Origin of the sequence: Aeromonas sp. Y318-1 (assembly GCF_027706125.1) — a bacterium.
GTDB lineage: Bacteria > Pseudomonadota > Gammaproteobacteria > Enterobacterales > Aeromonadaceae > Aeromonas > Aeromonas hydrophila.
In genome coordinates, this window is record NZ_JAPDCM010000002.1 from 172,648 (window position 1) to 196,938 (window position 24,291).

Sequence of the window (24,291 nt, forward strand, 5' to 3'; positions counted from 1 at the left end):
GTCTGTGCATCCTGGGTATTCAACACCACACTGTTATCGTCCGTCACCGTAATGGTCACGCTCGGACCGTCATCATCGAACGTTACGTTCCCGCCCAAATCCAGTGTCTTGCTGTCCGTCGCTGTGTCACCGTCTCCGTCTGTGCGCACCACCGTCCCCGTCAGACCAACCAACCCACTCCCCAAGATCGCTTCCTGGTTACCATAGCCGCTCGTCACACCCGGCCCGGCATGGTCTATCTCCTGCATCTGGTTCAAGGTGACGCCACCGCTCCCATTCACCGACAGGGTGAATACCACCGAGGATGAGCTGGTTGTCAACCCGACGCCACTGGCCGCCGTCGACCCCACTATCACATCCCCAACTTTGTACAGGTACACATTGCTGCCATTACTATCCAGACCCGAATCAGCACCACTCGCCGCCAGCAAGGTCAACCCATAACTCCAGCTATCGCTCCCCATGCCATCGGCACCAAAGCTTGTCGCCGAGGCCACAAATGCACTGGCAAAGTTCACCGGACCATCGCTGTCAGTTAGCTCACCAATCGTCTGTGCATCCTGGGTATTCAACACCACACTGTTATCGTCCGTCACCGTAATGGTCACGCTCGGACCGTCATCATCAAACTGGAATACCCCGCCAGTGCCCACATCAATGGCGGCACTGGCTCGGTCGCCATCGGCGTCGGTCACGGTCTGCACCAGGGTCAGCACGCCCTGCCCCAGCGTCAGCGCCACGCTGTCATCCGCATTGGTGGTGTCGCCGTGCCAGACGTTGTCCAGCAGGGCCAGGGTCACTTCGCCGGTACTCGGGTTGATGGTCAGGGTGAAGTAGGCCACCCCGCCGGCGCTGCCGGTGATAACGTTGCCCACCTGGTTCAGCACGATGGCCTCGCCCTGTCCATCGGGAGCCTGCGGATCTACCGCAAACAGGCCGCTGACCACGTTACTCCCCGTGAGCGCCAGGCTGTAGCCGATGCTGCCCGCCCCGTCGGCCCCGAAGGCCGGGTTGAACTGGGCCTGCACGTCGGCCGCACTCAAGGTGGCACTGGCCACCCCGTCAGTGCCGGCACCGCCCAGGCTGACCAGGCTTTCATCTACGGACACAGATCCCAATCCGTCAGAATTGGTAGTAAGGGTGACGCTGGGAACATCATCCAGAATGACCACATCCAGGCTGCCACTGGTATTGTCACCATCGGTATCAACCAGTACCACGCTGAAACTCTCGCTAAGCGAATTGTCATTGGCAGGCTGGGTGTGGGTTTCACTCCCCCCCAAGGTGTAGCTGTAGTTCACGCTACCAGTGCCGGTCACGGGATTGTAACTAATGCCGGTAACGATCAATTGATTACCAAGTGGGCTGGTAATGGTTTGCGGGAAGGCTGTAACTGCTTGCCCATTGGTGACCAAGGCGACGCCCCCCAGCGTCAGACTCTGCACACCATCGGCCGCACTGAAGGTAAAAGTACCGCTCTGAGTCACAGCGGCTGCATTCGGATTACTCCCTCCTGCCAATGAGGCTTCATTTAATGTCAGCTCTCCGCCCTCCAGCTGCAAACCGGCAAGCTCAACCGGTTCATCAACAGGAGTGATCGTGATAGTCAGTATGGACTGTACTGAATCTGTACCATCTGTGACGGTATAACTCACCGCCGGGACAGGGCCGTTATAATTGGTGGCTGGCGTAAATTGATAACTGCCATCTGCATTGACCAGCAGGGTACCAACCCCTGCCAGAGTGACGGGGGTGCCCAGAGTCGTGTTGGCAACTCCACCCCAGCTAAATCCTGTGACAGTAGCAGCCTGAGGCCCGTCATTATCGACGGTGTTGTCAAGCAAATTGCCCGATACCGCCGCATCCTCCGTCACCACGACGTTCTCACCCTGATCAGCAAGATCATTGACTGGCGTGATAGTGAGTTCCAAGGTGGATTGGACCGTATCGGTGCCATCGGTAACCGTGTACACGACAGGGGGGACAGCACCGTCGTAGTTGGGTGCCGGGGTGAATGTGAAGCTGCCATCGCCATTGACGACAAGCGTACCGATCCCGTCGATTGTCACACTGGTTCCGACAGCCACATTGGCGTTGCCTCCCCAGCTGAAGAGCAGAACCGACGCAGCTGACGGCCCATCGGTATTGACCGTGTTATCCAGCAAATTGCCATTCAATACACCGTCTTCCGCAACAACCAGCTGCTCGCCCTGATCCGTCAGTTCATTGACCAGCAAGGGCTCTACTACTTGTTGTGTATCTACAACCGGCTCTGTCTGATATGTGGTGTCAAAGCCTGCGGCAGCAATGGTTGCATCACCAATACGGTCAATGGTGACAAAGCCACCATTGCCACTGGCACCGGCTACACCACCGATCCCGCCACCACCACCACCGGCGGCAGGTGCCCCACCGGCAGCAGAAGCTTCAAAGTTTTGTGTCGGGTCTACCCCTTGCAGAATTGATTTTTGCAATGCAGCGATATCAGGAGAAGCCGCAGTACCCGCATCAGGGGCTTGAGGTTGACCAGGGGCTGGCGCGTCATGAGCGGGAGCATCTGGAGTAGCGGCGGCAGGAGAATCGTCATAGGGAGCCAATACCAGTTTGGCGTCATCTGCAATATTAAGTTTGGCTCCCGGCTGGAGGATCTCGCCTTTTTGCAATGGGCGGCTGCTTCCATCAGCCAGCACGATTTGAACACTGCCTTCAATGGAAGAGACCACAACCGTTTTGTCGATGATTTGAGTGCGCATATCCTTTGCTCCAACGTGACAGATCTCGATGTCTACACCATAGATGTCTGTACGCTTCGCATCCGTTGCAAAAATGTATTGGATTTGTTCCGTCTTGGGGGGATGCAATGTATTAAATCGAAGGGTCTTTTTTATAATGTCAAATCAATCACTTGGTGGCGCCTCAAGCGAATCTCAAACAGAGAGGAGCCCTAAAAATACCTATTCTTATTCATCTTTAGAATAAAAAAAGGGCCCTTATGGGCCCCTTTTGATTTCATAAGATTTAAGCCAGTGGGAATGCGGGATGCACAAAACCCTGATAGCCATCGATATGCAACTTGGCAAGCAACTCAACCTGATGTTGATCTTCAACCCGGGTCGCAATGGTTGTGACTCCTGCATTGTGAGCGGCGCGGCACACTGCTGCCAGGAAGGAGGTATCCGCCCCCGGCTCCATCACCTGACTGGTATAGCCATGATCAACCTTGACATAGGCTGGAGCCAGCTCTTCCAGATATCCCAGTGACTGGAAGTGACGTCCATAATGATCCACCCCCCACTGGAATCCATGTTCTTGCAAGGCCTTCACCAAGGCGGTGACATGATCTTTATGTTTCATGATGGCAGCTTCCGGGATTTCAAACAGCAGCCGCTCTTGCAGCTCGATATGATCCGTCAGATAGCCCGTCAACCACGCTCTGAACTCATCGGAACACAGCGAGCCAGCTGTAATATTGACCGCCAAGACCAGATCCGCCTGTTGTTGGAGCAATGGAATAGAAGCTTCAAGTATCGCCTGATCGAATTCGCCGCCCAATTTGAACTGTTCGATGGCCGGCAAGAATTGACCGGCAAAATAATCTGTGCCATCACGAGAAATAGAGGCAAACAATTCGGCATGCAAACGCTCACCGTTATCAAATCTGCAGGCAGGTTGCGCCTTGAAACGCCACAAGTGCCGAGCGATGGCATCTTGTACCAGATCGCGCCAAGCCAGACGTCCCATCAGTCCTTGATCAACACCACCCTCCATGACTACTGCGCCACGACGTTCATTACGCGCTTTGCCCAAGGCGTTGTCGGCCTTGGTCAGCAACGCTGACAAATCGTCATTACCATCGCGCCCTGCAATACCGATAACGGAGAGTGCACCACCCTCACCCATGGGGTTCACAACCAGGTCGGCAATGCGACTATTGATCACTTCCGCCAAATCTTTCAGCTGGGCCAGATCATCGGTAGGACACAGTAAGGCATATTCCGTGGCCGAAATCCGCGCCAGTGCCGACCCATCCCAGCCTTTCAGCTGCTCCTTCAGAGCCTGTGCTATCGACTTGACCATGTTGTCGCGAGCGGCAAACCCCTCCTCACGGTACAGATCATCCAGCATATCGACAGCGACCAGCATGACGCCGCCTTGTCCTGCCTCGGCAATCCATGCGTTTACCTGACCCACGAAATAAGCCCGGTTGCCCAAGCCTGATACGGCGTCCACATAAACCCGCTCCCGCAATTTTTCAGCCTCATCAGCCTGTTCCTTGAACTGCAGGGCCAGCTTGCTGGAAAGCGTATTGATGGCTTGTACCACCTGTTTCAATTCATGGGTCTTGGGTTCAGGAATGGCGTGGCCAAAGTGGTGGAGCTCGATCTCCACCGCCTGTTCGCAGATCTGCTTGAGCGGCTTGAGCAAATAGTTGAGCGCACGCATCAACAAAATGGTGGTGATGAGAAAGCCTATCAGAAACCAGCTCGCCAGTTCGCTCATACCACGCCACAGCTCGTAGTAGGCTTGCCCGGGGTGGCCAACAACCTTCAATTTGCCCAGTTGCAGCCAGCCAGAGGTCAGTATCGATTCGTTGGAGACTTCGGGAAACAGGCCCAAATTAATGAACCACTGCGGCACTCCCTGAATATTGTTGGTATTTTCCTGCTCAATGACATCTTTGGAAGCCAACAAGTCCAGACGGACCAAGCGATAATATCCCCCATCAAATATCGCCTGAATGACGGATTCAGCCCCCACCTTATCGCCATTTTCCAAATAAGGCGTCAACGCCAATCCAAGGGATGTGGCGGTGTTGATAACAGTGGTTTCCTGTTGCTGCGCCAGATAGGTACGAGTCGAGTTGAATTGCACCCAATAGGTGGCTGCAAACAACAAGCCGAACAGGATCAACATGGTTGCCAGTAATTGTCTGTAGAGCGTCATAGGTTAATCATCCAAATTCAACACAGGCTGAGCCAATCGCCCCGAAGTCATGCGATTGCGTAAATCATTCCATAATCCCAGGCGTGAGGACTGTCCAGCCAGTTCCCCTTGACCACGCGCCTTCATCAACCACAAGTGACTACCGTTAAAGCTGTATATCGGCATCAGATCCCGGCGCTGGCTGGCTGGCCGGATTGACCCAATCAAGTTATCCAAAATCACGGGAACTGAGGATGGTGTTTCATAGTAAGCAACTACCATATGAAACTGGTTGTAATCCAATGCCTTGACATAGACCATCCGCATTTTTTCATCCGGCACCCCCAATTCCAACAGAGTAAAGTACTTTGAAATGCTGAAATCTTCACAATCACCACCAGCAGCGCCCAAAAATTCCAACGGGGTCGCCCAATAGTCTTTTTTACGCCACAACTTGATGTCGTCGATAAAACGCATCTGGTTGAAAAACTGGTTTACCTTCTCCAGTTTCTGGCGGTCAGTCAGACCGGCGGCACGATTTTGCATAACCAGCGTACGCCAAGTCGTGACCCGTTTACCGGCCCTGACACCGTACGTATCTTGTGCACGCTGTACCAGCTTGAGATCTTCGGGGGTAAGAGGCTGGCTGGCAGAAAGCAACAAAGGCAGAGAAACCAGCAGCAGCCAGAGTGACCAGCGCAACCAGCGTGCGCGCAAAAACGGAGCCAAGACGAAACTTGACGCCATGCCGACACTGCCTGCTCGATACTGCTCAGTCACATGCATCTTCAAAAGATCCACTGGCTGTTACAACGCTGGCCAGAAGTGGCCGTCAGAGACAAGGGATGGCAGCAGCCCGGCTGCAGCCATCCCTTTTACTCGCATCAAACCTGATGCGCACTTCATTACTGTTTAGCTTGCCAATCGGCTGGCTGCTTCACATTAAATGCATTGAGCAAACTGCCAGTGGCATTGAGGATCCGATAATCCGCCAGCAAGGAGTCATACTCGGCCGTGATGTAGCTGCGACGGGCCTCAAACAGTTCGTTCTCGGTGTTCAGTACGTCAAGCAAGGTTCGCTGGCCCAACCCGAACTGCTTCTTGTACGCCTGTACGGTGTCATAGCTGGCATCCACGTGCTCTTTCAGGAAGGTCTTCTGCTTGGTCAAAGACTCTTTGGCGTTCCAAGCCAGGCGAGTTCCCTCTTCAACCTGACGGAAAGCATTCATATGAATATCTTTCGCCTGGGAATAGAGAGCGGACGTCGCCTTGCTCTGCGCCAGATCGGAACCACCACGGAACAGGTTGTAACGCATGCGCACCATGGCGGTCAGATCGTCATTGCGTCCCTTGACTGCATCAATGTCCTCGTTCCAGTTCTGATCCACTTCAAACGTGACATTGGGATAAAAACCGGACTTGGAGCCTTCATGCTGATATTTGGCGGCTTCGATATCCTGCAAGGATGACAGCAAGGTCGGATGCACCTCGGTCGCCGTCTTCAATGCGGCATCCAGGCTGCTCGGAATGAGCTGAGCATCCGGCACCGGCTGTACCAAATCTTTTGGCATCTCGTTGACTACCCGGATGAATTCGCTCTCGGCATCCCGGTAGTTATTTTCGGCAGCCGCCTGATTGGCGTAGGCTCTGGCAACACGACCATCAATTTGAGTCTGGTCTGCCGTGGATCCCAAACCAGAATCGGTCCGCTTGCTGATGTCGCTGCGGATCTGCTCGTGCGTTTCCAGGTTCTGTTTGGACAGCTCCAGGATCTCCTGCTGACGCAGCATGTTGAGGTAAACCTCAGCCACGCGCAGGGCGGTATTCTCCGCCTCAGAGATCATGGCCAGACGCTGAGCATTGGCTTCGGCATCGGTACGAGCTACGTTGCTGCTGACGTTGAAACCATCAAACAGCATCTGGCGCAGGCTGATACCGGCCTCTTTACGGGTCATGGAGTCATCGATGGTGGTCGAGTTAGCGCCGGCCGCACGAGTTGACGGGCTGTCAGTCTTCTCATAGCCGACACCACCACGCAGATCGATGGTGGGATAGTAACCACCTTTGGCTCCATCATGCTGATACAGTCGCGCCTGATAGAGATCAAAAGCTTCCTTGATTTTGGGATGGGTAGCCAGTGACTGTGCCACTGACTGTTCCAGTGTTTGGGCCTGGGTAAGGCCCGGGAACAGCACGGCGCCACTTACTAACATGGCAACAATCGTCTTCTTCATGGTATCTCCAGTCATGTTGTTTTTAGATTGTTGGCTTATCGTTCTCTCAGTGCCGACTGCTTTGCCCGTAAAATCGGCTTAAGCAAATAGTCTAGGACACTTTTTTTACCAGTAATAATATCTGCACTGGCTAACATACCGGGGATGATGGGAAGTGCGTTAAGCTCATCGCCCAAGTAACTTTTCTCGGTGCGTACTCGTACCAGGTAAAAGGAGTTGCCATCTTCATCCTGGATCGAGTCAGCACTTATCTGTTCAACCTTGCCATGTAATCCTCCATAAATTGTGAAGTCATAGGCAGTAATCTTGACCACGGCCTCCAGCCCTGGCCGCAAGAACGCAATATCTTTGGGCGACACTTTGGCCTCGACCAGCAGAGTGTCTTCCAGCGGAACAATTTCCATCAGATCCATGCCCGGTTGCACCACACCACCCAGCGTGTTGATCTTGAGCTTCTTGATGGTGCCCTTGAGCGGCGCGATCACGCTGGTGCGATCCACCCGATCCCGCAGCCCAACCTGGCCTTCGGACAGCTGGCTCAATTTGCCTTGCCGTTCATTGAGCTCGGTCTGTGAATCGGCCCGGAATTTCAAGGCAATGTCGTTGCGCTTGGAGATGGTCTCCCGCAACACGGAATCGAGCTTGGGAATAAGCAGCCGGTTGCTCTCCAATTCCCCCTGCATCTCGTTGACCTGCCGTTCCAGCTTGATCAGTTCGACCTGAGGTACTATCCCCTCCTTGGCCAAGGGGCGGCTGATATTGAGCTCCTGCCGCGCCAGATCCACGCTACGCGCCACCGTCCTGATCTTGGCGTTGAGCTCTATGGTCTCCTGCTCTTTCTGTTCAATCTGCTGCCCCAGAATATAGAGCTGGTTGTTCAAGTTGTTGAGGCGCTCATCCTGAACTGATTTTTCTCGAGCCGCATATTCGGCAAAGACGTTTTCGAAACCGTCCGGGAAATCGATGGGTTGCTTGTCGACCACGACCTGCTCGCGCCACCCCAGATTGGGGCCGGTCTTGACCACCACGCTCTGGATTTCGGAGCGCAGCCTGGCAATATCCCCCTTGAGAGTCACCAGCTCCTGCTCCCGTTCACGAAAATCGGAGCGGAAGCGAGTATCATCGATGCGCAAGAGCGGCTGCCCTTTTTCAACGATGTCACCCTCTTTGACGAAGATCTCCTTGACGATCCCCCCCTCCAGATTCTGGATCACCTGCAACTGACGGGAAGGGATGACCTTGCCCTGTCCAACGGTGACCTCATCGAGCTCGGCCCATGCGGCCCAGACGATGGCGCTCATGAAAAACAGGAAGCAGGCCCATAGCAATGCCCTGGCTCGAGTCGGAGTACTCAGCAGTACCGCAGCCGCACCGTCATCGACGAATTCGAGGTGCTCCGGTGCCGGCAGTACGGTATCGGATGGCGCCTTCTTGAACAGGCCAAATTTAGCCATTGGACGCCTCCTGCACACGCACCTTGCCCTCTTTCAACTGTTGCAGCACAGCCTCTTTGGGCCCATCGGCCACCACCTGCCCCTGCTCAACCACGATGACCCGTGAAGCGACATCGAGCATGGAGGTTTTGTGAGTGATCAGGATCAGGGTCGTTTCCGGCCCCAATCGTGCCAACTCATGCTTGACCTGCATCTCGGACTGGTTATCCATGTTGGAGGTGGGTTCGTCCATCACCAGAATGGGGGGGTCGTTGAGCAAGGCTCGCGCCAGCAGGATGGCCTGACGCTGGCCCCCCGAGAGCTGGCGACCCCCCTCACCTATCTGCCGATCCAGCCCGTTGGGATCCCGATTGGTAAAATTGGTGACGCCGGCCCGTTTGGCGGCCCGCATGACCCGCACATCGTCCACCAGCGGATTGCCCAGCATGATGTTGTCGCGCACCGAGCCAAAAAACAGGGTCACGTCCTGCGGGACACAACCTATGTTGCGCCGGATCACCGAGGCCGGCAGCTGATCCAGTTCAAACCCATCGAGTCGTACCGAGCCATCGGTGGGCCGATACAAGCCCATCAAGATCTTCTCGAGCGTGGTTTTACCCGCCCCGATCCGGCCTATGATGGCCACCTTCTCGCCCGGCTCGATCCGCAGATTGATGTTGTGCAGGGTGCTGGTTTCCATCCCTGGGTACTTGAACGATACATTGTCAAACTCGATCCGACCGGAGATCACGGGATGGTGGATATACTGTTTTCCCTCTTCCTGCTCACCCGGTGTCACCATGATTTTTTCCAGGATTTCCAGTGCGGACTTGGCTTGGTTGTAGCGGGTGGAGAGCACCGACAGCTGTACCATGGGCGCAATGGCACGGCTTGACAGCATGACGGCGGCAATCATGCCACCCATGGTGACCAACCCTTCCGAGATCTGATAAACGCCGACAATCACCAGTGCCACCGTCACCACCTGCTGGATATAACTGGCCAGCGAAGACATGGAGTTGGTGATGCGGCGAGTCTGCACGCCCCAGGTCGAGATATGGGAGACGGCCTGCTCCCAGCGATGCTGGAACATGCTCTCAGCCCCGAAAATCTTGACGGTCTCAAGGCCTGAAATGCTCTCGATCAGGTTGGCGTTCTTCTGGGAAGCAAGCCGCGATCCCTCTTCGATGGACTGCTTGAGCGGCGCCTGAATATAGAAGCTGTAAATAATGAGGATCAGCATGGCGACGATCGGTACCACGACCATGACACCGGCAAAAATCCAGATGATGAACAGGAAGAAGACCGCGAACGGCAGGTCGATGAGGGTAGAGACGGTAGCGGAGGTAAAAAACTCCCGTACCGATTCGAACTCCTGCAGATGTTTGGCAAACGCACCGGTCGAGGCCGGCCGCGACTCCATCCGCATGCCCATCACCTTGGCGAAGATCTTGGCCGACAACAGCACATCCGATTTTTTACCGGCGATGTCGATGAAGTAGCTGCGCAGCTGACGCATCACGAAATCGAAGGTGAACACCACCATGGCCCCGACCGCAAGCACCCAAAGAGAATCAAATGCCAGATTGGGCACTATCTTGTCGTAGACGTTCATGGTGAACAGCGGGCTGGCGATGGCAAACAGGTTGATGAGGATGGACGCGATCAGTACGTCCCGATAGATGCCACGGGATTCAAACAGAGTGCTCCAGAACCAATGCCCGTCACGGGTCTCCAGCACCTTGGGGGAGCGCTCATCAAACTTAAACTGCTTTTTGACAAAAAACAGTCGGCCCAGATATTCATCACCCAGTTGGGCCGCACTGAGCCACTGGGCCGCATCTCCCGCCTGAGGAAAGATGACCTTGCCCTGACTCCTGTCTTCATTCCACTCCAGCAGAATGCAGGCACCGCCATTGCGCATCTGCAACACGCAAGGCAGCAACAAGGGGGAGATTTCGGCAAGCGGTTGGATCACTTCCCGGGCCGACAGCCCGCCCCGCTCGGCGGCACGGCTAAACAGGTTGGGCGTCAGCAGGCCGGACACCAGTGGCAAACCGGTCGTCAGGGCATCCTTGCTGTTGGGCACCCCATAAAAGCGGGTCAGAAAGACCAGACACTCCAACAACTCGTCAATACGGTTAGTTTCTGCTTGCATAGCATCCTGTCACTGCATGATTGGGCCGGCTCTATCGCCACACCGATATTCAAGCTTCACGGGCGCAGTTTGGCGCAGACGATCCCGTGACATAAAGAACAGAGCTCCCCGAGAAGGGATCAACAGCCTGATACACATTAAGCACAGGTACATGACACTGAATGTCATTGGCAGACCTGATAGGCATTACACCCAAAGGCGAGACGGGCAGTTTGGTTGCGGATCGCGACACAAGATGGCGCCACCTCCGATATATCCCGTCCAAATTGGAAATAATACAAGCTTATTGATAATGATATCTTTTTCAAGCCAAGTACTATATCAAGACAATTTTACCGAAACTATACCGCAAAGACTGAATTTCATCTAATAACTCACTGTTTTTTTGATGGAATCTGATTACCTAGTCGATATTGCCAGAAAGCGAAAAAGGGCGCCCCAGCGCATGACCCTGGGCGCCGGATCGGGCCAGTTCACTAGCAATGTCAGCCATGGCTGTCCAGCGATTCTCGCACCAGGCCGGCGCCAACAGAGTCGGACGGCGTGCCGATGCCGAGATGCGGTGGTACACCACCTCGGGCGGCGTATGCTGGATCATGGCAACCGCCGCTTCCACATACTGCGCCAGGCTCGGCACCTCCAGTCGACCCGCCTGCCACGCCTTGCCAAGGGTGCTTCCCTCTACCACGTGCAGCGGGTGCAGTTTTATCCCCTCCACCCCCGTCTCCACGATGCGCTGCAGCGTATTCAGGCTGTCCATGGCGACTTCACCGGGCAGACCGACGATCAGGTGTGCGCACACCTTGATGCCGCGCTGATGGGCCCTGGTCACAGCGTCAACATAGGCGGCATAGCCATGACCCCGGTTGATGCGCTGCAGCGTCTTGTCGTTGGCGCTCTGCAGCCCCAGCTCCAGCCACACCTCGTAACCCCGGGCTTGATAACCGGCCAGCAGGTCCAGTACCGCATCCGGTACGCAATCTGGACGCGTCCCCACACACAAGCCCACCATGTCGCTCACCGACAGCGCCTCTTCATACATGCGCTGCAGGTACTCCACCTCGGCATAGGTGCTGGTATAGGCCTGAAAGTAGGCGAGATAACGTTTGGCTCGGGTCACTTCATCCCGGCGAGCCAGCAGTTGCTGCACCACCGAAAGCTGCTGGGCCGACTCGTCGGCAAAGGAGGAGACATTGCAGAAGGTGCAACCGCCACGGCCCAGCGTGCCGTCCCGGTTCGGGCAGGTGAAGGCACCGTGAATGGAGAGCTTGTGGATCTTCTGGCCATGGCGCTGCTTGAGATCCTGGCCGAATGTATTGACGAGTTCGTGTAACTGCATGACACCTCCAGTAAAGGGGCGTCATTGTACGAGCTTGGCCGCGCGCAGCGCTGCGCTGGATCAAGAGAGGAGAGAGTCGGGAAAACATATAAATATTCATCAATAACCGGATAAATATCAGCAAATGGGTAGTTATCGACGCTTTCGAGACTCATCCCCAATTTGACGAAGGCTCAACACCACCACAAAACCATCTTCTAACAGTTTGTTGAATAATGAAAATTTTCTCATAGACGGTGGTTTTGCAAATGCAAGTCACCTGCATCGTTATTGTGATCTCGGCCATTCACTTGTCGAGTGGATTGGTAAAATTACTACAAATCCTTGCCCCCATTGAGTCAACCAGCAAAGTCCAATATGGCAATACAAAACTCCACGAAAACAAAAATAACCAGAGCAATCGCCAGTTAATACCCCATATATACCCGCACCCCGACATTTTGTTATGGGTTTGTGATAATGAAAACAGCCGGGATGTCCAATTGACCTTGCCGAAAAATCCCATTAGTTTGGAGATTCGCCACCTCAGGCGGACGGAACCACAAGAGCCAATCGCAATTTATGCAGTCTGTTGATGACAGTGCGATGCAAGGCCGAGCAAGGGAGAAATGCAATGTCACTATATGATCCAAAGCTGGAGAGGGATAACTGTGGCTTCGGCCTGTTGGCCCACATGGAAGGTGAAGCCAGCCACAAGCTTGTCCGTCTCGCGATGTCAGCATTGGCTCGCATGCAGCACCGTGGCGGCATCTCCGCCGACGGCAAGACCGGCGACGGCTGCGGTCTGTTGCTGCAAAAACCCGACAGCTTCTTCAGAGCTGTCGCCGAAGAGAAGGGATGGCACCTGGGCCGCAACTACGCGGTCGGCATGCTGTTTCTCAACCCCGACCCCGTCTTGGCGCAAGCCACTCGCGACATCATCGACGAAGAGCTGGAAAAGGAGACCCTGAGCCTGGTCGGTTGGCGCAAGGTGCCTATCGATACCAATGTACTCGGCCCCATCGCCAAGGCCTCCCTGCCCAGCATCGAACAGGTCTTTGTCAACGCCCCGCCCGGCTGGGTCGACAAGGATCTCGAGCGCCGCCTCTATATCGTGCGCCGCCGCATCGAGAAACGCATCAGCGACGACTACTTCTACGTGGTCAGCCTCTCCAACCTGGTCACCGTCTATAAAGGACTGTGCATGCCGGTGGATCTGCCGCGTTTTTATCTGGATTTGGCCGACATTCGCATGCAGGCGGCCATCTGCGTGTTCCACCAGCGTTTCTCCACCAACACCAGCCCGCGCTGGCCGCTGGCGCAACCGTTCCGCTATCTGGCCCACAACGGCGAGATCAACACCATCGCCGGCAACCGCCAGTGGGCCAAGGCGCGCAGCTACAAGTTTGCGACGCCGCTTATCCCCGATCTGCAAGAGGCCGCCCCCTTCGTCAACACCACGGGGTCGGATTCCTCCAGCCTCGACAACATGCTGGATCTGTTCCTGGCCGGCGGCATGGACCTGTTCCGTGCCATGCGCCTGTTGATCCCGCCTGCGTGGCAGAAACACCCGAACATGGATGACGACCTGCGCGCCTTCTACGACTTCAACTCCATGCACATGGAGCCCTGGGATGGCCCGGCCGGCATCGTCATGACCGACGGTCGCTACGCCACCTGCGCGCTCGATCGCAATGGCCTGCGTCCGGCCCGTTACGTCATCACCAAGGACAAGTTCATCACGCTGGCCTCTGAAGTGGGCACCTGGGACTACACCCCGGACGAAGTGCTGGAGAAGGGCCGGGTCGGCCCGGGCGAGCTGTTCGTGGTCGATACCAGCAACGGCAAGATCTGGACCAGCTTCGAGATCGATGACGATCTCAAGAGCCGTCACACCTACAAACAGTGGATGGACAAGCACTGCAAGCGGCTGGTGCCGTTTGAGCAGATGGATGACGCCAGCACCGGCGCCCGCGAGTTCTCCGACGATCAACTGAAAACCTATCAGAAGCTGTTCGGCTACTCCTATGAGGAGCTGGATCAGATCATCCGGGTACTGGGTGAAAACGGCCAGGAAGCGGTGGGTTCCATGGGGGATGACACCCCGATGGCGGTGCTCTCCTCCAGCCAGCGCACCCTGTACGACTACTTCCGCCAGATGTTCGCCCAGGTCACCAACCCGCCCATCGATCCGCTGCGGGAAAACCACGTCATGTCGCTGGCCACCTGTATCGGCCGCGAGCAGAACGTGTTCAACGAGACCTTCGGCCACGCCCACCGGGTGCTGTTCCAGTCGCCGATCCTGCTCTACTCCGACTTCCACCAGCTGCTGGCGCTGGAAGGGGAGCACTATCGCCATCAGGTGATCAGCCTCAACTTCAAACCCGAAGAGGGCCTGGAAGCGGCCATCCTGCGCATCTGTGAAGAGGCCAAGGCTGCCGCCAAGGCCGGTACCGTGCTGCTTATCCTCTCGGATCGGGACGTCAGTGCCGACACCCTGCCCATCCCGGCAGCCATGGCGGTGGGAGCGGTGCAGCGTACCCTGGTGGACAACAACCTGCGCTGCGACGCCAACATCCTGGTGGAGACCGCCAGCGTGCGCGACCCGCACCACTTCTCTGTGTTGCTGGGCTTTGGCGCCACCGCCATCTACCCCTACCTCGCTTACGAAACCCTGGCCAAGCAGGTAGAAGAGGGCGTGCTCAAGATGAGCCTGCGCCAGGCCATGCTCAACTACCGCAACGGCATCAACAAGGGGCTCTACAAGGTGATGTCCAAGATGGGCATCAGCACGGTGGCCAGCTACCGCTGCTCCCAGCTGTTCGAAGCGGTGGGCCTCTCCAAAGCCGTGGTCGAGATGTGTTTTCGCGGCGTATCGAGCCGCATCCAGGGCGCCGATTTTGCCGACATCCAGCAGGATCAGTTCAATCTGGCCCGTCAGGCTTGGCTGGCCCGCAAGGCCCTCACTCAGGGCGGCCTGCTCAAATTCGTCCACGGCGGCGAGTACCACACCTACAACCCGGACGTGGTACAGACCCTGCAAGTGGCGGTGCGCTCCGGCAACTATGCCGATTACAAGGAGTACGCCCGCCTGGTGAACGAGCGGCCGGTCGCCACCCTGCGCGATCTGCTTACCCTCAAAAAGGTCGACAACCCGGTGGCGCTGGAGCAGGTGGAGCCGGCTGCCAAGCTGTTCCCCCGCTTCGACTCCGCCGCCATGTCCATCGGCGCGCTGGGCCCGGAAGCCCACGAGGCCCTGGCCATCGCCATGAACCGGCTCGGCGGCCAGAGCAACTCGGGTGAAGGCGGCGAGGATCCCAAGCGCTTCGGCACCGAGAAGAATTCGCGCATCAAGCAGGTGGCCTCGGGGCGCTTTGGCGTCACCCCCCACTACCTGATGAACGCCGACGTGGTGCAGATCAAGGTGGCTCAGGGGGCCAAGCCCGGCGAAGGGGGCCAGCTGCCCGGTGACAAGGTGACGGCCCAGATCGCCAAGCTGCGTTACTCGGTGCCCGGCGTGACCCTGATCTCGCCGCCGCCCCACCACGATATCTACTCCATCGAGGATCTGGCCCAGCTCATCTTCGACATCAAGCAGATCAACCCAAGCTGCCTGGTGTCGGTGAAACTGGTGTCCGAGCCCGGCGTTGGCACCATCGCCTGCGGCGTGGCCAAGGCCTATGCGGACTTCATCACCGTCTCCGGCTACGACGGCGGCACCGGCGCGAGCCCCCTCACCTCGGTCAAATACGCCGGCTCCCCCTGGGAGCTGGGCCTGGCCGAGACCCAGCAAGCACTGGTGGCCAACGGCCTGCGTCACAAGGTGCGGCTGCAGGTGGACGGTGGCCTCAAAACGGGTCTGGACATCATCAAGGCGGCTATTCTCGGCGCCGAGAGCTTCGGTTTTGGCACCGGCCCCATGGTGGCGCTCGGCTGCAAATACCTGCGTATCTGCCACCTGAACAACTGCGCCACCGGCGTCGCTACCCAGGATGAGAAGCTGCGTCGCGAGCACTTCACCGGCCTGCCGGAGATGGTGATGAACTACTTCAAGTTCATCGCCGAGGAGACCCGCGAGCTGATGGCCCAGCTGGGCGTCACCCAGCTGACCGACCTCATCGGTCGCACCGACCTGCTGGAAGCGCTGCCCGGCCTCACCGCCCGTCAGGCCAAGCTGGATCTCTCCGGTATTCTGGCCAGCCCGGTCGCACCGGCAGGCTCCAGCCTGTTCAGCCAGCAGCACAACCCCACCTTCGACAAGGGGCCTTTGAACCTCAAGATGGTGGAAGATCTGCTGGAGGCGGTGGAAAACATGAGCGGCGGCGAGTTTCGCTACGACATCCGCAACACCGACCGCTCGGTGGGGGCGCGCCTGTCCGGCGAGATCGTCAAGCGCCACGGCAACCAGGGCATGGCGGCCGATCCGGTGCGGGTTCACTTCAACGGCACCGCAGGCCAGAGCTTCGGCGTCTGGAACGCCGGCGGCCTTGAGATGATCCTCACGGGGGATGCCAACGACTACGTGGGCAAGGGGATGACCGGCGGCAAGCTGGTGATCAAACCCCATGTCGGCGTGGCATTCAAATCCCACGAGGCGGCCATCATCGGCAACACCTGCCTCTACGGCGCCACCGGCGGCAAACTTTACGCTGCGGGTACCGCTGGCGAGCGCTTTGCGGTGCGCAACTCAGGGGCGCTGGCGGTAGTCGAGGGGATTGGTGACAACGGCTGTGAATACATGACCGGCGGCATCGTCACCGTGCTCGGCACCACCGGCGTCAACTTCGCCGCGGGCATGACCGGCGGCTTCGCCTACGTGCTCGACGAGTGCGGCAACTTTGCCAAGCGCACCAACCCCGAGCTGGTAGAACTGCTGGACGTGGCGGATCTCGCCATCCATCAGGAGCACCTGCGCGGCATCATCACGGCGCACCTCAATGAAACCGGCAGCTCGCGCGCCGAGGAGATCCTGGCCAACTTCGACTCCTATGTGCCCAAGTTCAGGCTGATCAAACCCAAGTCCAGCGACGTCAAATCGCTGCTTGGCCACACCAGCCGTTCCAGTGCAGAACTCAGAATCCAGGCGCAATAAGGAGGGAACCCTATGAGCCAGAACGTATTTCAGTTTATCGACGTGCAGCGGGTCGACCCGCCCAAGAAGCCGCTCAAGATCCGCAAGATCCAGTTCGTGGAGATCTACGAGTCCTTCAACCAGGCCCAGGTCGGCATGCAGGCGGATCGCTGCCTCGACTGCGGCAACCCTTACTGTGAGTGGAAGTGCCCGGTGCACAACTACATCCCCAACTGGCTGAAGCTGGCCAACGAGGGACGCATTCTGGAGGCGGTGGAGCTCTCCCACCAGACCAACAGTCTGCCGGAGGTGTGTGGCCGGGTCTGCCCGCAAGACAGACTGTGTGAGGGTGCCTGCACCCTCAACGATCGCTTCGGCGCCGTCACCATCGGCAACATCGAAAAATACATCACCGACAAGGCGTTCGAGATGGGCTGGAAGCCCGATCTCTCCAAGGTGGTCAAGACCGGCAAGCGGGTCGCCGTCATCGGCGCCGGCCCGGCGGGCCTCGCCTGTGCCGACGTGCTGGCTCGGGGCGGTGTCACCCCGGTGGTGTTCGACAAGTATCCGGAGATCGGCGGTCTGCTCACCTTTGGCATCCCCTCCTTCAAGCTGGAAAAAGAGGTGATGCAGCGTCGCCGCGAGATCTTCGAGGGGATGGGGGTGGAGTTTCGCCTCGAGACCGAGGTGGGCCGCGATGTCACCTTCGCCGACCTGCTCGGCGAGTTCGATGCGGTCTTCCTCGGGGTCGGCACCTACAAGTACATGAAGGGCGGCTTTGCCAACGAGGAGGCGCCGGGAGTCTATGACGCCCTGCCCTACCTCATCGCCAACGCCAACCGGTTGCTGGGCTTTGAGAAGGCGCAAGCCGATTACATCGACTTCGCCGGCAAGCAGGTAGTGGTGCTCGGCGGTGGTGATACCGCCATGGACTGCGTGCGTACCGCCATCCGTCAGGGGGCCGACAAGGTGATCTGCGCCTATCGCCGCGACGAGGAGAACATGCCGGGCTCCAAGCGGGAGGTGAAGAATGCCCGCGAAGAGGGGGTTGAATTCATGTTCAACCTGCAGCCGGTCGGCGTCGAGCTGGACGCCCAGGGCCGCACCTGCGGCATCAAGGTGGTGAGCACAGAGCTCGGCGCCCCCGATGCCAATGGCCGCCGCAATCCGGTGGTTGTGACAGGCTCCGAGCAGGTGCTGGCTGCCGATGCGGTGGTGATGGCGTTCGGCTTCCAGCCCAATCCTCAGCCCTGGATGGCGGAACACGGCATCGAGCTTGACGGCCGGGATCGCATCAAGGCCTCGGAGCAGGCCGAGCATGCCTTCCAGACCAGCAACCCCAAAGTATTCGCCGGTGGCGACGCGGTGCGCGGCTCCGATCTGGTGGTGACCGCCATCTATGAGGGGCGCAAGGCGGCCGAAGGGATCATGGACTATCTGGCCGTGTGATCTGCCGTCGCAACCAAGCCATCATGCAAACAGCCCCGCTCGTGCGGGGCTGTTTTTTTATGTCGCTCAGCCACAACCGGCTAGATGCTCCAGCTCTCCGGCAACCGCTCGGTGAGGGTGGAGATGTATTCGAAGGTACGCGCCCGCTTGGGGGTGGTGAACATCTGGCGCGCACTGCCCGCCTCCACCACCTCTCCCGCCTCCAGAAAGATCACCTGCTGGGCGATCTGGGCCGCCAGACGCAAGTCGTGGGTGGCGATCAGCATGGTGGTGCCCTCACTGGCCAGCTGGCGCAGCACCGCCACTACCTCCTGGGCAAGCTCGGGATCCAGCGCCGAGGTGGGCTCGTCACAGAGCAGCACCTTGGGGGCCGGCGCCAGCGCCCGGGCAATGGCCACCCGTTGCTGCTGACCGCCGGAGAGGGTGGCAGGTACCGCCTCGGCCTTGTGCCTGAGCCCCACCTTGTCGAGCAGTTGCAGGGCGCGCGCCACTGCCCTCTCCCTGGGCCACTTCAACACGGTCACCAACCCTTCCATCACGTTCTCCAGCACCGTCATGTGCGGGAACAACTGGAAATTCTGGAACACCATGCCGGTCTGCTGGCGCAGAGCCAGCACGCTTTGCCGTGACAGATGCCGGGTAAAGTCGAGCTCGCTGCCCCCCAGCACCAGCTGGCCCGCATCGGGTCGCTCCAGCAGGTTCACGCAGCGCAGCAAGGTACTCTTGCCGCTGCCGGAGGGGCCGATCAGGGCGGTGACGCTGCCCGCGGCCATCGCCAGCCCCACCCCTTTCAACACCCGCTGCCCCGCAAACTGTTTCTCGATGCCACTCAAGCGGATCATAGGGCGACCTCCCGGGTCTCTTTGTAAGCCAGTCGCTGCTCCAGCTTGTCTTGCAGGGTGGAGAGCACCGAGCTGAACAACAGGTAGATGAGGGCCGTCTCGACATAGAGGATGAGCGGCTCATAGGTGACGGAGGCGAGCCGCTGAGCCGCCTGAAACAGCTCGGGCACGGTCACCGCCGCCGCCAGCGAGGTGTCCTTGACCAAGGAGATGAAGGTGTTGGAGAGCGGCGGCACCGCGATGCGCGCCGCCTGCGGCAGGATCACCCGCCACATCACCTGGGGCCAGTTCATGCCGATGGAATAGGCCGCCTCCCACTGCCCCTTGGGGATGGCCGCCAGGGTGGCACGGATGATCTCCGAGCTGTAGGCACCGATGTTGAGGGTGAAGCCGATCACCGCGGCGGTGAAGGCATCCAGCACTATGCCGGCGCTCGGCAGACCGTAAAAGATCAGAAACAGCTGCACCAGCAGCGGGGTGCCCCGAATAAGCCAGACATAGAAGCGGACCAGCATCACCAGCGGGGCCGGACCATATAATCTGGCCAGCGCCACCGACAAGCCGAGCACGATTCCCAGCACGAAGGTGATCAGGGTGAGTGGCACGGTAAAAATAAGCCCCGCACTGAGCAGGGGCCAAAAAGAGTCGATCATTAACTGCAACCAGGCCGGCACGTTAATATCCTCAGTTGTTATTATGTTGCCGCGATATTATTGCGAGACGTCGGTGCCGAAATATTTCTGCGATATTTTCTGATATTCGCCATCCTGCTTGGCATTGCGCAGCGCCTGATTGATGGCGGCCAGCAACTCGGGTTGTCCCTTGGCGAGCAGGGCGGCAGATTGATCCCCCTTGGCCTCGGTGGCCGCCACCTTCAGCTTGGCGTCCGGCTTCTGTTTCTTGAAGTCGAGGAAAGAGAGACTGTCGTTGATGGTTGCATCTACCCGCCCGGTCAGCACCAGTTCAAGGGACTGGTTGAATCCCTCGGTGGCTACCACCTCGGCGCCCGATGATTTCGCCAGCTGGGCAAAGTTGCTGGTCAGCGACTGGGAGGATTTCTTGCCCTTCAGATCGGCAAAACTCTTGATGTTGTGGTTGTCGCTGTGCACCACGATCACCGCCTTGGAGGTGATGTAGGGGTCTGAAAAATCATATTTTTTCAGCCGCTCAGGGGTGATGGCCACTTCGTTGAGCACCAGATCATAGCGCTTGGCATCCACCCCGGCGATGAGCCCGTCCCACTTGCCCTCGACGAACTGCGGCTTCACGCCGAGACCGCTTGCGATCAGCTCGCCGATCTCCACGTCAAAGCCCACCAGCTTGCCGCTCTTGTCGTGATAGGTGAAGGGAGGATAGGCCCCTTCGGTGCCGATCTTGATCACCCCGGCCCGCTGGATCTCGGCCAGGCTTGACTGTGCCTGTACCGAGGTCATCAGTGCCAGCGGAAGTGCCGCCATTAAAAACAGGGAGTGCCGTTTTTTCATTATTCACCTCGTTATATTTTATGAACATCCAGAACGCTTGCCCACCACCACAAAATAAAACCAGCCGGTTATCATCTTTAAATTAATTATCGGCTGAGAGAACTTTCATAATGCTGGCTGGCGGTATGGATGAAACATAACGTGGCGCATGGCATGACCCAACCATGAAATACGGGGATATTTAGCGAAATAATGGATAACGAAAAAATAATGGCCGGGCTGACCGAGGAATAGCCCCGCTGGCGGCGCTCCGCCAGCGGAAACCATGTCAGGCGGGTTGCGACTCCCGCGGGATGCTGGTGACCCAGTGACGACGCCAGTGCGGCGCCTCGTAGAGATCGGGCCAGAATTCGGTCTGATGGCAGATGGTATTGCCACGCACCGTGTGGAAGGTGATGGCGCGCGCCTCGACTTCACCGTCGGTGATCACCACTTCGGTCACCACCTCCCGCCCCTGCTCCAGCAGGCGGACGACATCGAAATTCCAGGGCCCGGCCGCCGGGTAGCGCCGATTGATCTCGACGAAGTTGGCCCGTCCCTCGATCCGCTCCCCCGACTGGGGCCAGTCACAGAGGAAGTCATCGCTCAGCCACCTGGAGGCCTTGACAAAATCGTTGCTCTGCATGGCCTGCCAATAGGCCTCCACCACTGCTTTTGGTTCCATGGTCTTGTTTTCCATGCCTGCCCCCTACAACCGCACCACCAGCCACTCCCCCTTGCCCACCGGCACCAGCGAGGTCGCAAAGGCCGGATCCTGCTCCACCTCTGCCATCCACTCGGCCAGCTCCTCGCGATGGGAGATGGCATTGTCCACCACCAGCAGACCGCGGGGGGCCAGCAGGCGCTGGATCTCGGGCCACCAGGCCTGGTAGTGCTGGCGATCGGAGTCGAGGAAGATGAGCGGGTAAGCGGTCGTCGGCAGGGTGGGCAGCAGCGTGCCTGCTTCCCCTGCCAACTGCTCAATCCAGGGGTCGAGCCCGGCCCGCTGAAAGTTGGCGGCCGCCATGGCCCGTTTGCCCTCGTCCAGCTCGATGGTGGTGACCCGGCCCCCCAGCCGTTTGACTGCCTCGGCCAGCCAGAGGGTGGAGTAACCGTTGGAGGTGCCGATCTCCAGCACCGCATCGGCCCCCCTCGTCTGTACCAGCACCGCCAGCAGCTCGCCGGTATCGCGGGTAATGTTGAGCATCTTGCTGCCACGGGACTGTTGCGCGCCGTCATTCTGCTCGCCAAACAGCTCCAACTCCCGTTTCAGTTGTTCCAGTGCCATGTCTCCTCCTTGACGGTGTAAACGAGTCGGCCCGGTGCATGGCATGGCTGGACCGCCCCTCATGTTCATCATTTTGCTGCCGGCCCGCTCGGTGGCGTATCCCCCAGCAGGTAGCGGGGACCCTCGCCCTGCCCGGCGGCCTGATCATCCGGATTGTAAAGTGCGCAGTGCTCCAGCGAGAGGCAACCGCAACCAATGCAGGCGCCAAGCTTCTCCTTGAGCTGCTGCAGAGCCGTGATGCGCCGATCGAGCAGGCTCTGCCACTGGCCGGCAATGCCGTCCCAGTCGCGGCGATCCGGGGTGCGCCCTTCCGGCAGACCGGCCAGGGCCTCCCCTATCTCGCCCAGACTCAACCCCATGCCCTGCGCCACCCGGATGAAGGCGATGCGGCGCAGCACATCCTGCGGATAGAGCCGCTGGCCCCCCTCGCTGCGCACACTGCCAATCAGCCCCTTCTGCTCGTAGAAGCGCAGGGCGCTGGCCTTGACGCCCGAGCGTTTGGCTATCTGGCCGATGGCCAGCCATTTGCGTTCCATCGCCACGCTTGACCTCAAGTTAGCTTTAACTTGCACAATCCTGTCTCCCCTTATGAAAGGAGTCAAATGATTATGCATCATCTTCATCATCTTCATCATCTGCTCGATGCCAATCGAGCCTTTGCCCTCAACGGACGCGGCACCACCAACCACTGCCCGATGGCATTGCACGCCCTGCTCGAGATGGGCGCCAATCCCCGCCAGCTGCAGCAGTTCTTCGCACACTGGCAGACCAACTATGCCCTGCCGGGGGGTGAACAACAGCAGGGGGATGAGGAGGAGCTGCAGTTTGTCCGGCTGCGTCAGCAGTTGGCAACACGGCTGGCCGACGAGGGGTGGCTGCCCACCTTTGCCAGCCTGCTGGAGCAGGGTCTTTCACCGGCCGGCGGCGCCTTCCATCCGCTGATCCGCTTCGCCTGCGCGCTGGAAAATGGCCATCAGGGAGAGCAGGCCGCCGCATTGGCCGCCTGGCAGTGCAGACCCTTGCGGGTGCCGGCCGGGCAGCGGGCGCCGGTGCAGGATATCGACACTTTGCTGAGTGCGCTGGCCCGGCAGTGGGAAGGCGCACGCTGGCGGGGCGAGTGGATCACCGAGCGACTGCGGCAGGTGACGGATGCGCCGACCTGGGCAAGCGGGTTGCCGAGCGAGGTAGCATCATCGGATCTGCTGGTGCAGCTGGCCGACGCGGCCCTCGCCCTCTACTGGCAGACCGGCAATTTTACCGTGCTGCACATGGTGACCGGCAGTCGCGCCGCCGCCATCGTCGCCAGCCACCTGCCCACGCCATGGCAAGCGCGCTGGCAGACCCTGATGTGGCAGGCGGTGGCGGCCGCCTATGTCACGGTCGGCGCGCCGTCACTGCAGGCGCCGGTCTGGCCCGATACCGGCAAGCTGTCGTGGCAAAACGTGCTGGCCCGGGCGGTGGCGAGTCTCGACGATCATGTGATCAAGCTGGTGCATTGCTGCTGGCGAGAGGGACTCGCCAGGCCTTTGCTGGCAGACCGTTATCTGGCGGTGGCCGCCCGTGCGGCGGGGCTGCTGGCGCCTCTCACCGAGCCGGATGCCATCTAGGTAGTACGCAGAGGCTGCCCTAGGAGGCGGGCAGCCGGGTGAAGTGAATGACGGGGCAGCGGGGAGCCACGCCCCGGGTCAGGGTCAGCGGCTGGGCGCGGTAGCTCAGTTGGTAGCGGCCGGGGTGGGAGAGATCGTAGACCAGGGTCAGATCCGCGTCGGCCTGGCTCTGCTGACCGGCCCCCAGCAAGAAGAAATCCTCGCCGCCCGGGTTGCCCCGCTTGGCCAGCGGGCCCTTGTAAGGTATCGGCCTATCATCGAGGGTGAGATCGATGGCATCGGCAAACCAGCCTTCGAACGGTGTGAACCAGCTCAGCACCTCGAGCGGCCCCTCCCCCCGATTGGTCAGGGTCATCACCAGCGGCAGCGGCTCGTTGACCCGGCTTTGTGCCTTGACCGACAGATCGCACTGCAGGGGGGCCAGCGCCAGGGTGGTGAGCAAGAGTGTCATCATGGTCGCTCCTTCCTATGACAAACGGCATGGACAAGAAGGGGCCTTGCGGCC

General features: G+C 58.8%; 17 protein-coding genes. 3 read left to right on the forward strand and 14 right to left on the reverse strand.

The features are described 5' to 3' along the window. From OKB87_RS03345 to OKB87_RS03375, 7 genes are all read right to left on the reverse strand, one after another. On the reverse strand, positions 1 to 2,861 hold a 2,861-nt coding region (locus tag OKB87_RS03345), incomplete at its 3' end, for a retention module-containing protein (protein WP_270826462.1). 157 nt (positions 2,862 to 3,018) lie between these two features. After that, on the reverse strand, positions 3,019 to 4,944 hold the full coding sequence (locus tag OKB87_RS03350) for an EAL domain-containing protein (RefSeq protein WP_270826464.1): 1,926 nt from the start codon (positions 4,942 to 4,944) through the stop codon (positions 3,019 to 3,021). 3 nt (positions 4,945 to 4,947) lie between these two features. Continuing rightward, a complete protein-coding gene (locus OKB87_RS03355; protein WP_139329108.1) occupies positions 4,948 to 5,670 on the reverse strand; it encodes a transglutaminase-like cysteine peptidase in 723 nt (240 codons plus the stop codon). 158 nt (positions 5,671 to 5,828) lie between these two features. Continuing rightward, positions 5,829 to 7,157 carry a TolC family outer membrane protein gene (locus tag OKB87_RS03360; RefSeq protein WP_011706511.1) on the reverse strand — a complete coding sequence of 443 codons (1,329 nt, stop codon included), beginning with the start codon at positions 7,155 to 7,157 and terminating at the stop codon, positions 5,829 to 5,831. Positions 7,158 to 7,192: 35 nt separating this feature from the next. Further along, positions 7,193 to 8,611 (reverse strand): HlyD family type I secretion periplasmic adaptor subunit, encoded by a 1,419-nt coding sequence (locus OKB87_RS03365; RefSeq protein WP_011706512.1) that lies wholly within the window; start codon positions 8,609 to 8,611, stop codon positions 7,193 to 7,195. Further along, complete coding sequence (locus OKB87_RS03370) at positions 8,604 to 10,748, reverse strand: type I secretion system permease/ATPase (RefSeq protein ID WP_118880918.1); 2,145 nt, start codon at positions 10,746 to 10,748, stop codon at positions 8,604 to 8,606. The genes OKB87_RS03365 and OKB87_RS03370 overlap by 8 nt, the downstream gene beginning before the upstream one ends. Before the next feature lie 403 nt (positions 10,749 to 11,151). Continuing rightward, on the reverse strand, positions 11,152 to 12,087 hold the full coding sequence (locus OKB87_RS03375; RefSeq protein ID WP_042066796.1) for a TIGR01212 family radical SAM protein: 936 nt from the start codon (positions 12,085 to 12,087) through the stop codon (positions 11,152 to 11,154). A 613-nt stretch (positions 12,088 to 12,700) separates the two neighbouring features. Between OKB87_RS03375 and gltB the strand changes: the two genes are divergently transcribed. Next, the gene (gene gltB / locus OKB87_RS03380) at positions 12,701 to 17,158 is read left to right on the forward strand and encodes a glutamate synthase large subunit (RefSeq protein WP_270826465.1); all 4,458 of its coding nucleotides are present in this window, start codon (positions 12,701 to 12,703) and stop codon (positions 17,156 to 17,158) included. Positions 17,159 to 17,170: 12 nt separating this feature from the next. After that, entirely contained in the window at positions 17,171 to 18,586 is a 1,416-nt protein-coding gene (locus OKB87_RS03385) for an FAD-dependent oxidoreductase (protein WP_139748781.1), read from the forward strand. 80 nt (positions 18,587 to 18,666) lie between these two features. Here OKB87_RS03385 and OKB87_RS03390 read toward each other — a convergent pair whose 3' ends face one another. The 6 genes from OKB87_RS03390 to soxR all read right to left on the reverse strand — a co-directional run bounded on the left by OKB87_RS03390 (position 18,667) and on the right by soxR (position 22,715). Further along, on the reverse strand, positions 18,667 to 19,428 hold the full coding sequence (locus OKB87_RS03390) for an amino acid ABC transporter ATP-binding protein (protein WP_269382569.1): 762 nt from the start codon (positions 19,426 to 19,428) through the stop codon (positions 18,667 to 18,669). Continuing rightward, a complete protein-coding gene (locus tag OKB87_RS03395) occupies positions 19,425 to 20,081 on the reverse strand; it encodes an amino acid ABC transporter permease (protein ID WP_017410894.1) in 657 nt (218 codons plus the stop codon). The genes OKB87_RS03390 and OKB87_RS03395 overlap by 4 nt, the downstream gene beginning before the upstream one ends. A gap of 57 nt (positions 20,082 to 20,138) precedes the next feature. Beyond that, on the reverse strand, positions 20,139 to 20,912 hold the full coding sequence (locus OKB87_RS03400; protein ID WP_270826469.1) for an amino acid ABC transporter substrate-binding protein: 774 nt from the start codon (positions 20,910 to 20,912) through the stop codon (positions 20,139 to 20,141). A gap of 268 nt (positions 20,913 to 21,180) precedes the next feature. Then, entirely contained in the window at positions 21,181 to 21,591 is a 411-nt protein-coding gene (locus OKB87_RS03405; RefSeq protein ID WP_016351173.1) for a nuclear transport factor 2 family protein, read from the reverse strand. A 9-nt stretch (positions 21,592 to 21,600) separates the two neighbouring features. Next, on the reverse strand, positions 21,601 to 22,179 hold the full coding sequence (locus OKB87_RS03410) for an O-methyltransferase (protein WP_270826471.1): 579 nt from the start codon (positions 22,177 to 22,179) through the stop codon (positions 21,601 to 21,603). A 68-nt stretch (positions 22,180 to 22,247) separates the two neighbouring features. Continuing rightward, positions 22,248 to 22,715: a redox-sensitive transcriptional activator SoxR gene (gene soxR, locus OKB87_RS03415; RefSeq protein ID WP_017410890.1), complete on the reverse strand. Its 468-nt coding sequence runs from the start codon at positions 22,713 to 22,715 to the stop codon at positions 22,248 to 22,250. 72 nt (positions 22,716 to 22,787) lie between these two features. On the opposite strand from soxR, the gene OKB87_RS03420 reads away from it, so the two are divergent. Continuing rightward, positions 22,788 to 23,786 carry a questin oxidase family protein gene (locus OKB87_RS03420; RefSeq protein WP_429076349.1) on the forward strand — a complete coding sequence of 333 codons (999 nt, stop codon included), beginning with the start codon at positions 22,788 to 22,790 and terminating at the stop codon, positions 23,784 to 23,786. Positions 23,787 to 23,805: 19 nt separating this feature from the next. Here OKB87_RS03420 and OKB87_RS03425 read toward each other — a convergent pair whose 3' ends face one another. Beyond that, complete coding sequence (locus OKB87_RS03425) at positions 23,806 to 24,240, reverse strand: hypothetical protein (RefSeq protein WP_043162924.1); 435 nt, start codon at positions 24,238 to 24,240, stop codon at positions 23,806 to 23,808. Positions 24,241 to 24,291 lie beyond the last annotated feature (51 nt).

Bases quoted from the DNA above. Each gene is read 5' to 3' on its own strand.
- OKB87_RS03350 (WP_270826464.1), bottom strand. From the start codon at position 4,944: ATGACGCTCTACAGACAATTACTGGCAACCATGTTGATCCTGTTCGGC.
- OKB87_RS03355 (WP_139329108.1), bottom strand. From the start codon at position 5,670: ATGGCGTCAAGTTTCGTCTTGGCTCCGTTTTTGCGCGCACGCTGGTTG.
- OKB87_RS03360 (WP_011706511.1), bottom strand. From the start codon at position 7,157: ATGAAGAAGACGATTGTTGCCATGTTAGTAAGTGGCGCCGTGCTGTTC.
- OKB87_RS03365 (WP_011706512.1), bottom strand. From the start codon at position 8,611: ATGGCTAAATTTGGCCTGTTCAAGAAGGCGCCATCCGATACCGTACTG.
- OKB87_RS03370 (WP_118880918.1), bottom strand. From the start codon at position 10,748: ATGCAAGCAGAAACTAACCGTATTGACGAGTTGTTGGAGTGTCTGGTC.
- OKB87_RS03375 (WP_042066796.1), bottom strand. From the start codon at position 12,087: ATGCAGTTACACGAACTCGTCAATACATTCGGCCAGGATCTCAAGCAG.
- gltB (WP_270826465.1), top strand. From the start codon at position 12,701: ATGTCACTATATGATCCAAAGCTGGAGAGGGATAACTGTGGCTTCGGC.
- OKB87_RS03385 (WP_139748781.1), top strand. From the start codon at position 17,171: ATGAGCCAGAACGTATTTCAGTTTATCGACGTGCAGCGGGTCGACCCG.
- OKB87_RS03390 (WP_269382569.1), bottom strand. From the start codon at position 19,428: ATGATCCGCTTGAGTGGCATCGAGAAACAGTTTGCGGGGCAGCGGGTG.
- OKB87_RS03395 (WP_017410894.1), bottom strand. From the start codon at position 20,081: ATGATCGACTCTTTTTGGCCCCTGCTCAGTGCGGGGCTTATTTTTACC.
- OKB87_RS03400 (WP_270826469.1), bottom strand. From the start codon at position 20,912: ATGAAAAAACGGCACTCCCTGTTTTTAATGGCGGCACTTCCGCTGGCA.
- OKB87_RS03405 (WP_016351173.1), bottom strand. From the start codon at position 21,591: ATGGAAAACAAGACCATGGAACCAAAAGCAGTGGTGGAGGCCTATTGG.
- OKB87_RS03410 (WP_270826471.1), bottom strand. From the start codon at position 22,179: ATGGCACTGGAACAACTGAAACGGGAGTTGGAGCTGTTTGGCGAGCAG.
- soxR (WP_017410890.1), bottom strand. From the start codon at position 22,715: ATGGAACGCAAATGGCTGGCCATCGGCCAGATAGCCAAACGCTCGGGC.
- OKB87_RS03420 (WP_429076349.1), top strand. From the start codon at position 22,788: ATGCATCATCTTCATCATCTTCATCATCTGCTCGATGCCAATCGAGCC.
- OKB87_RS03425 (WP_043162924.1), bottom strand. From the start codon at position 24,240: ATGATGACACTCTTGCTCACCACCCTGGCGCTGGCCCCCCTGCAGTGC.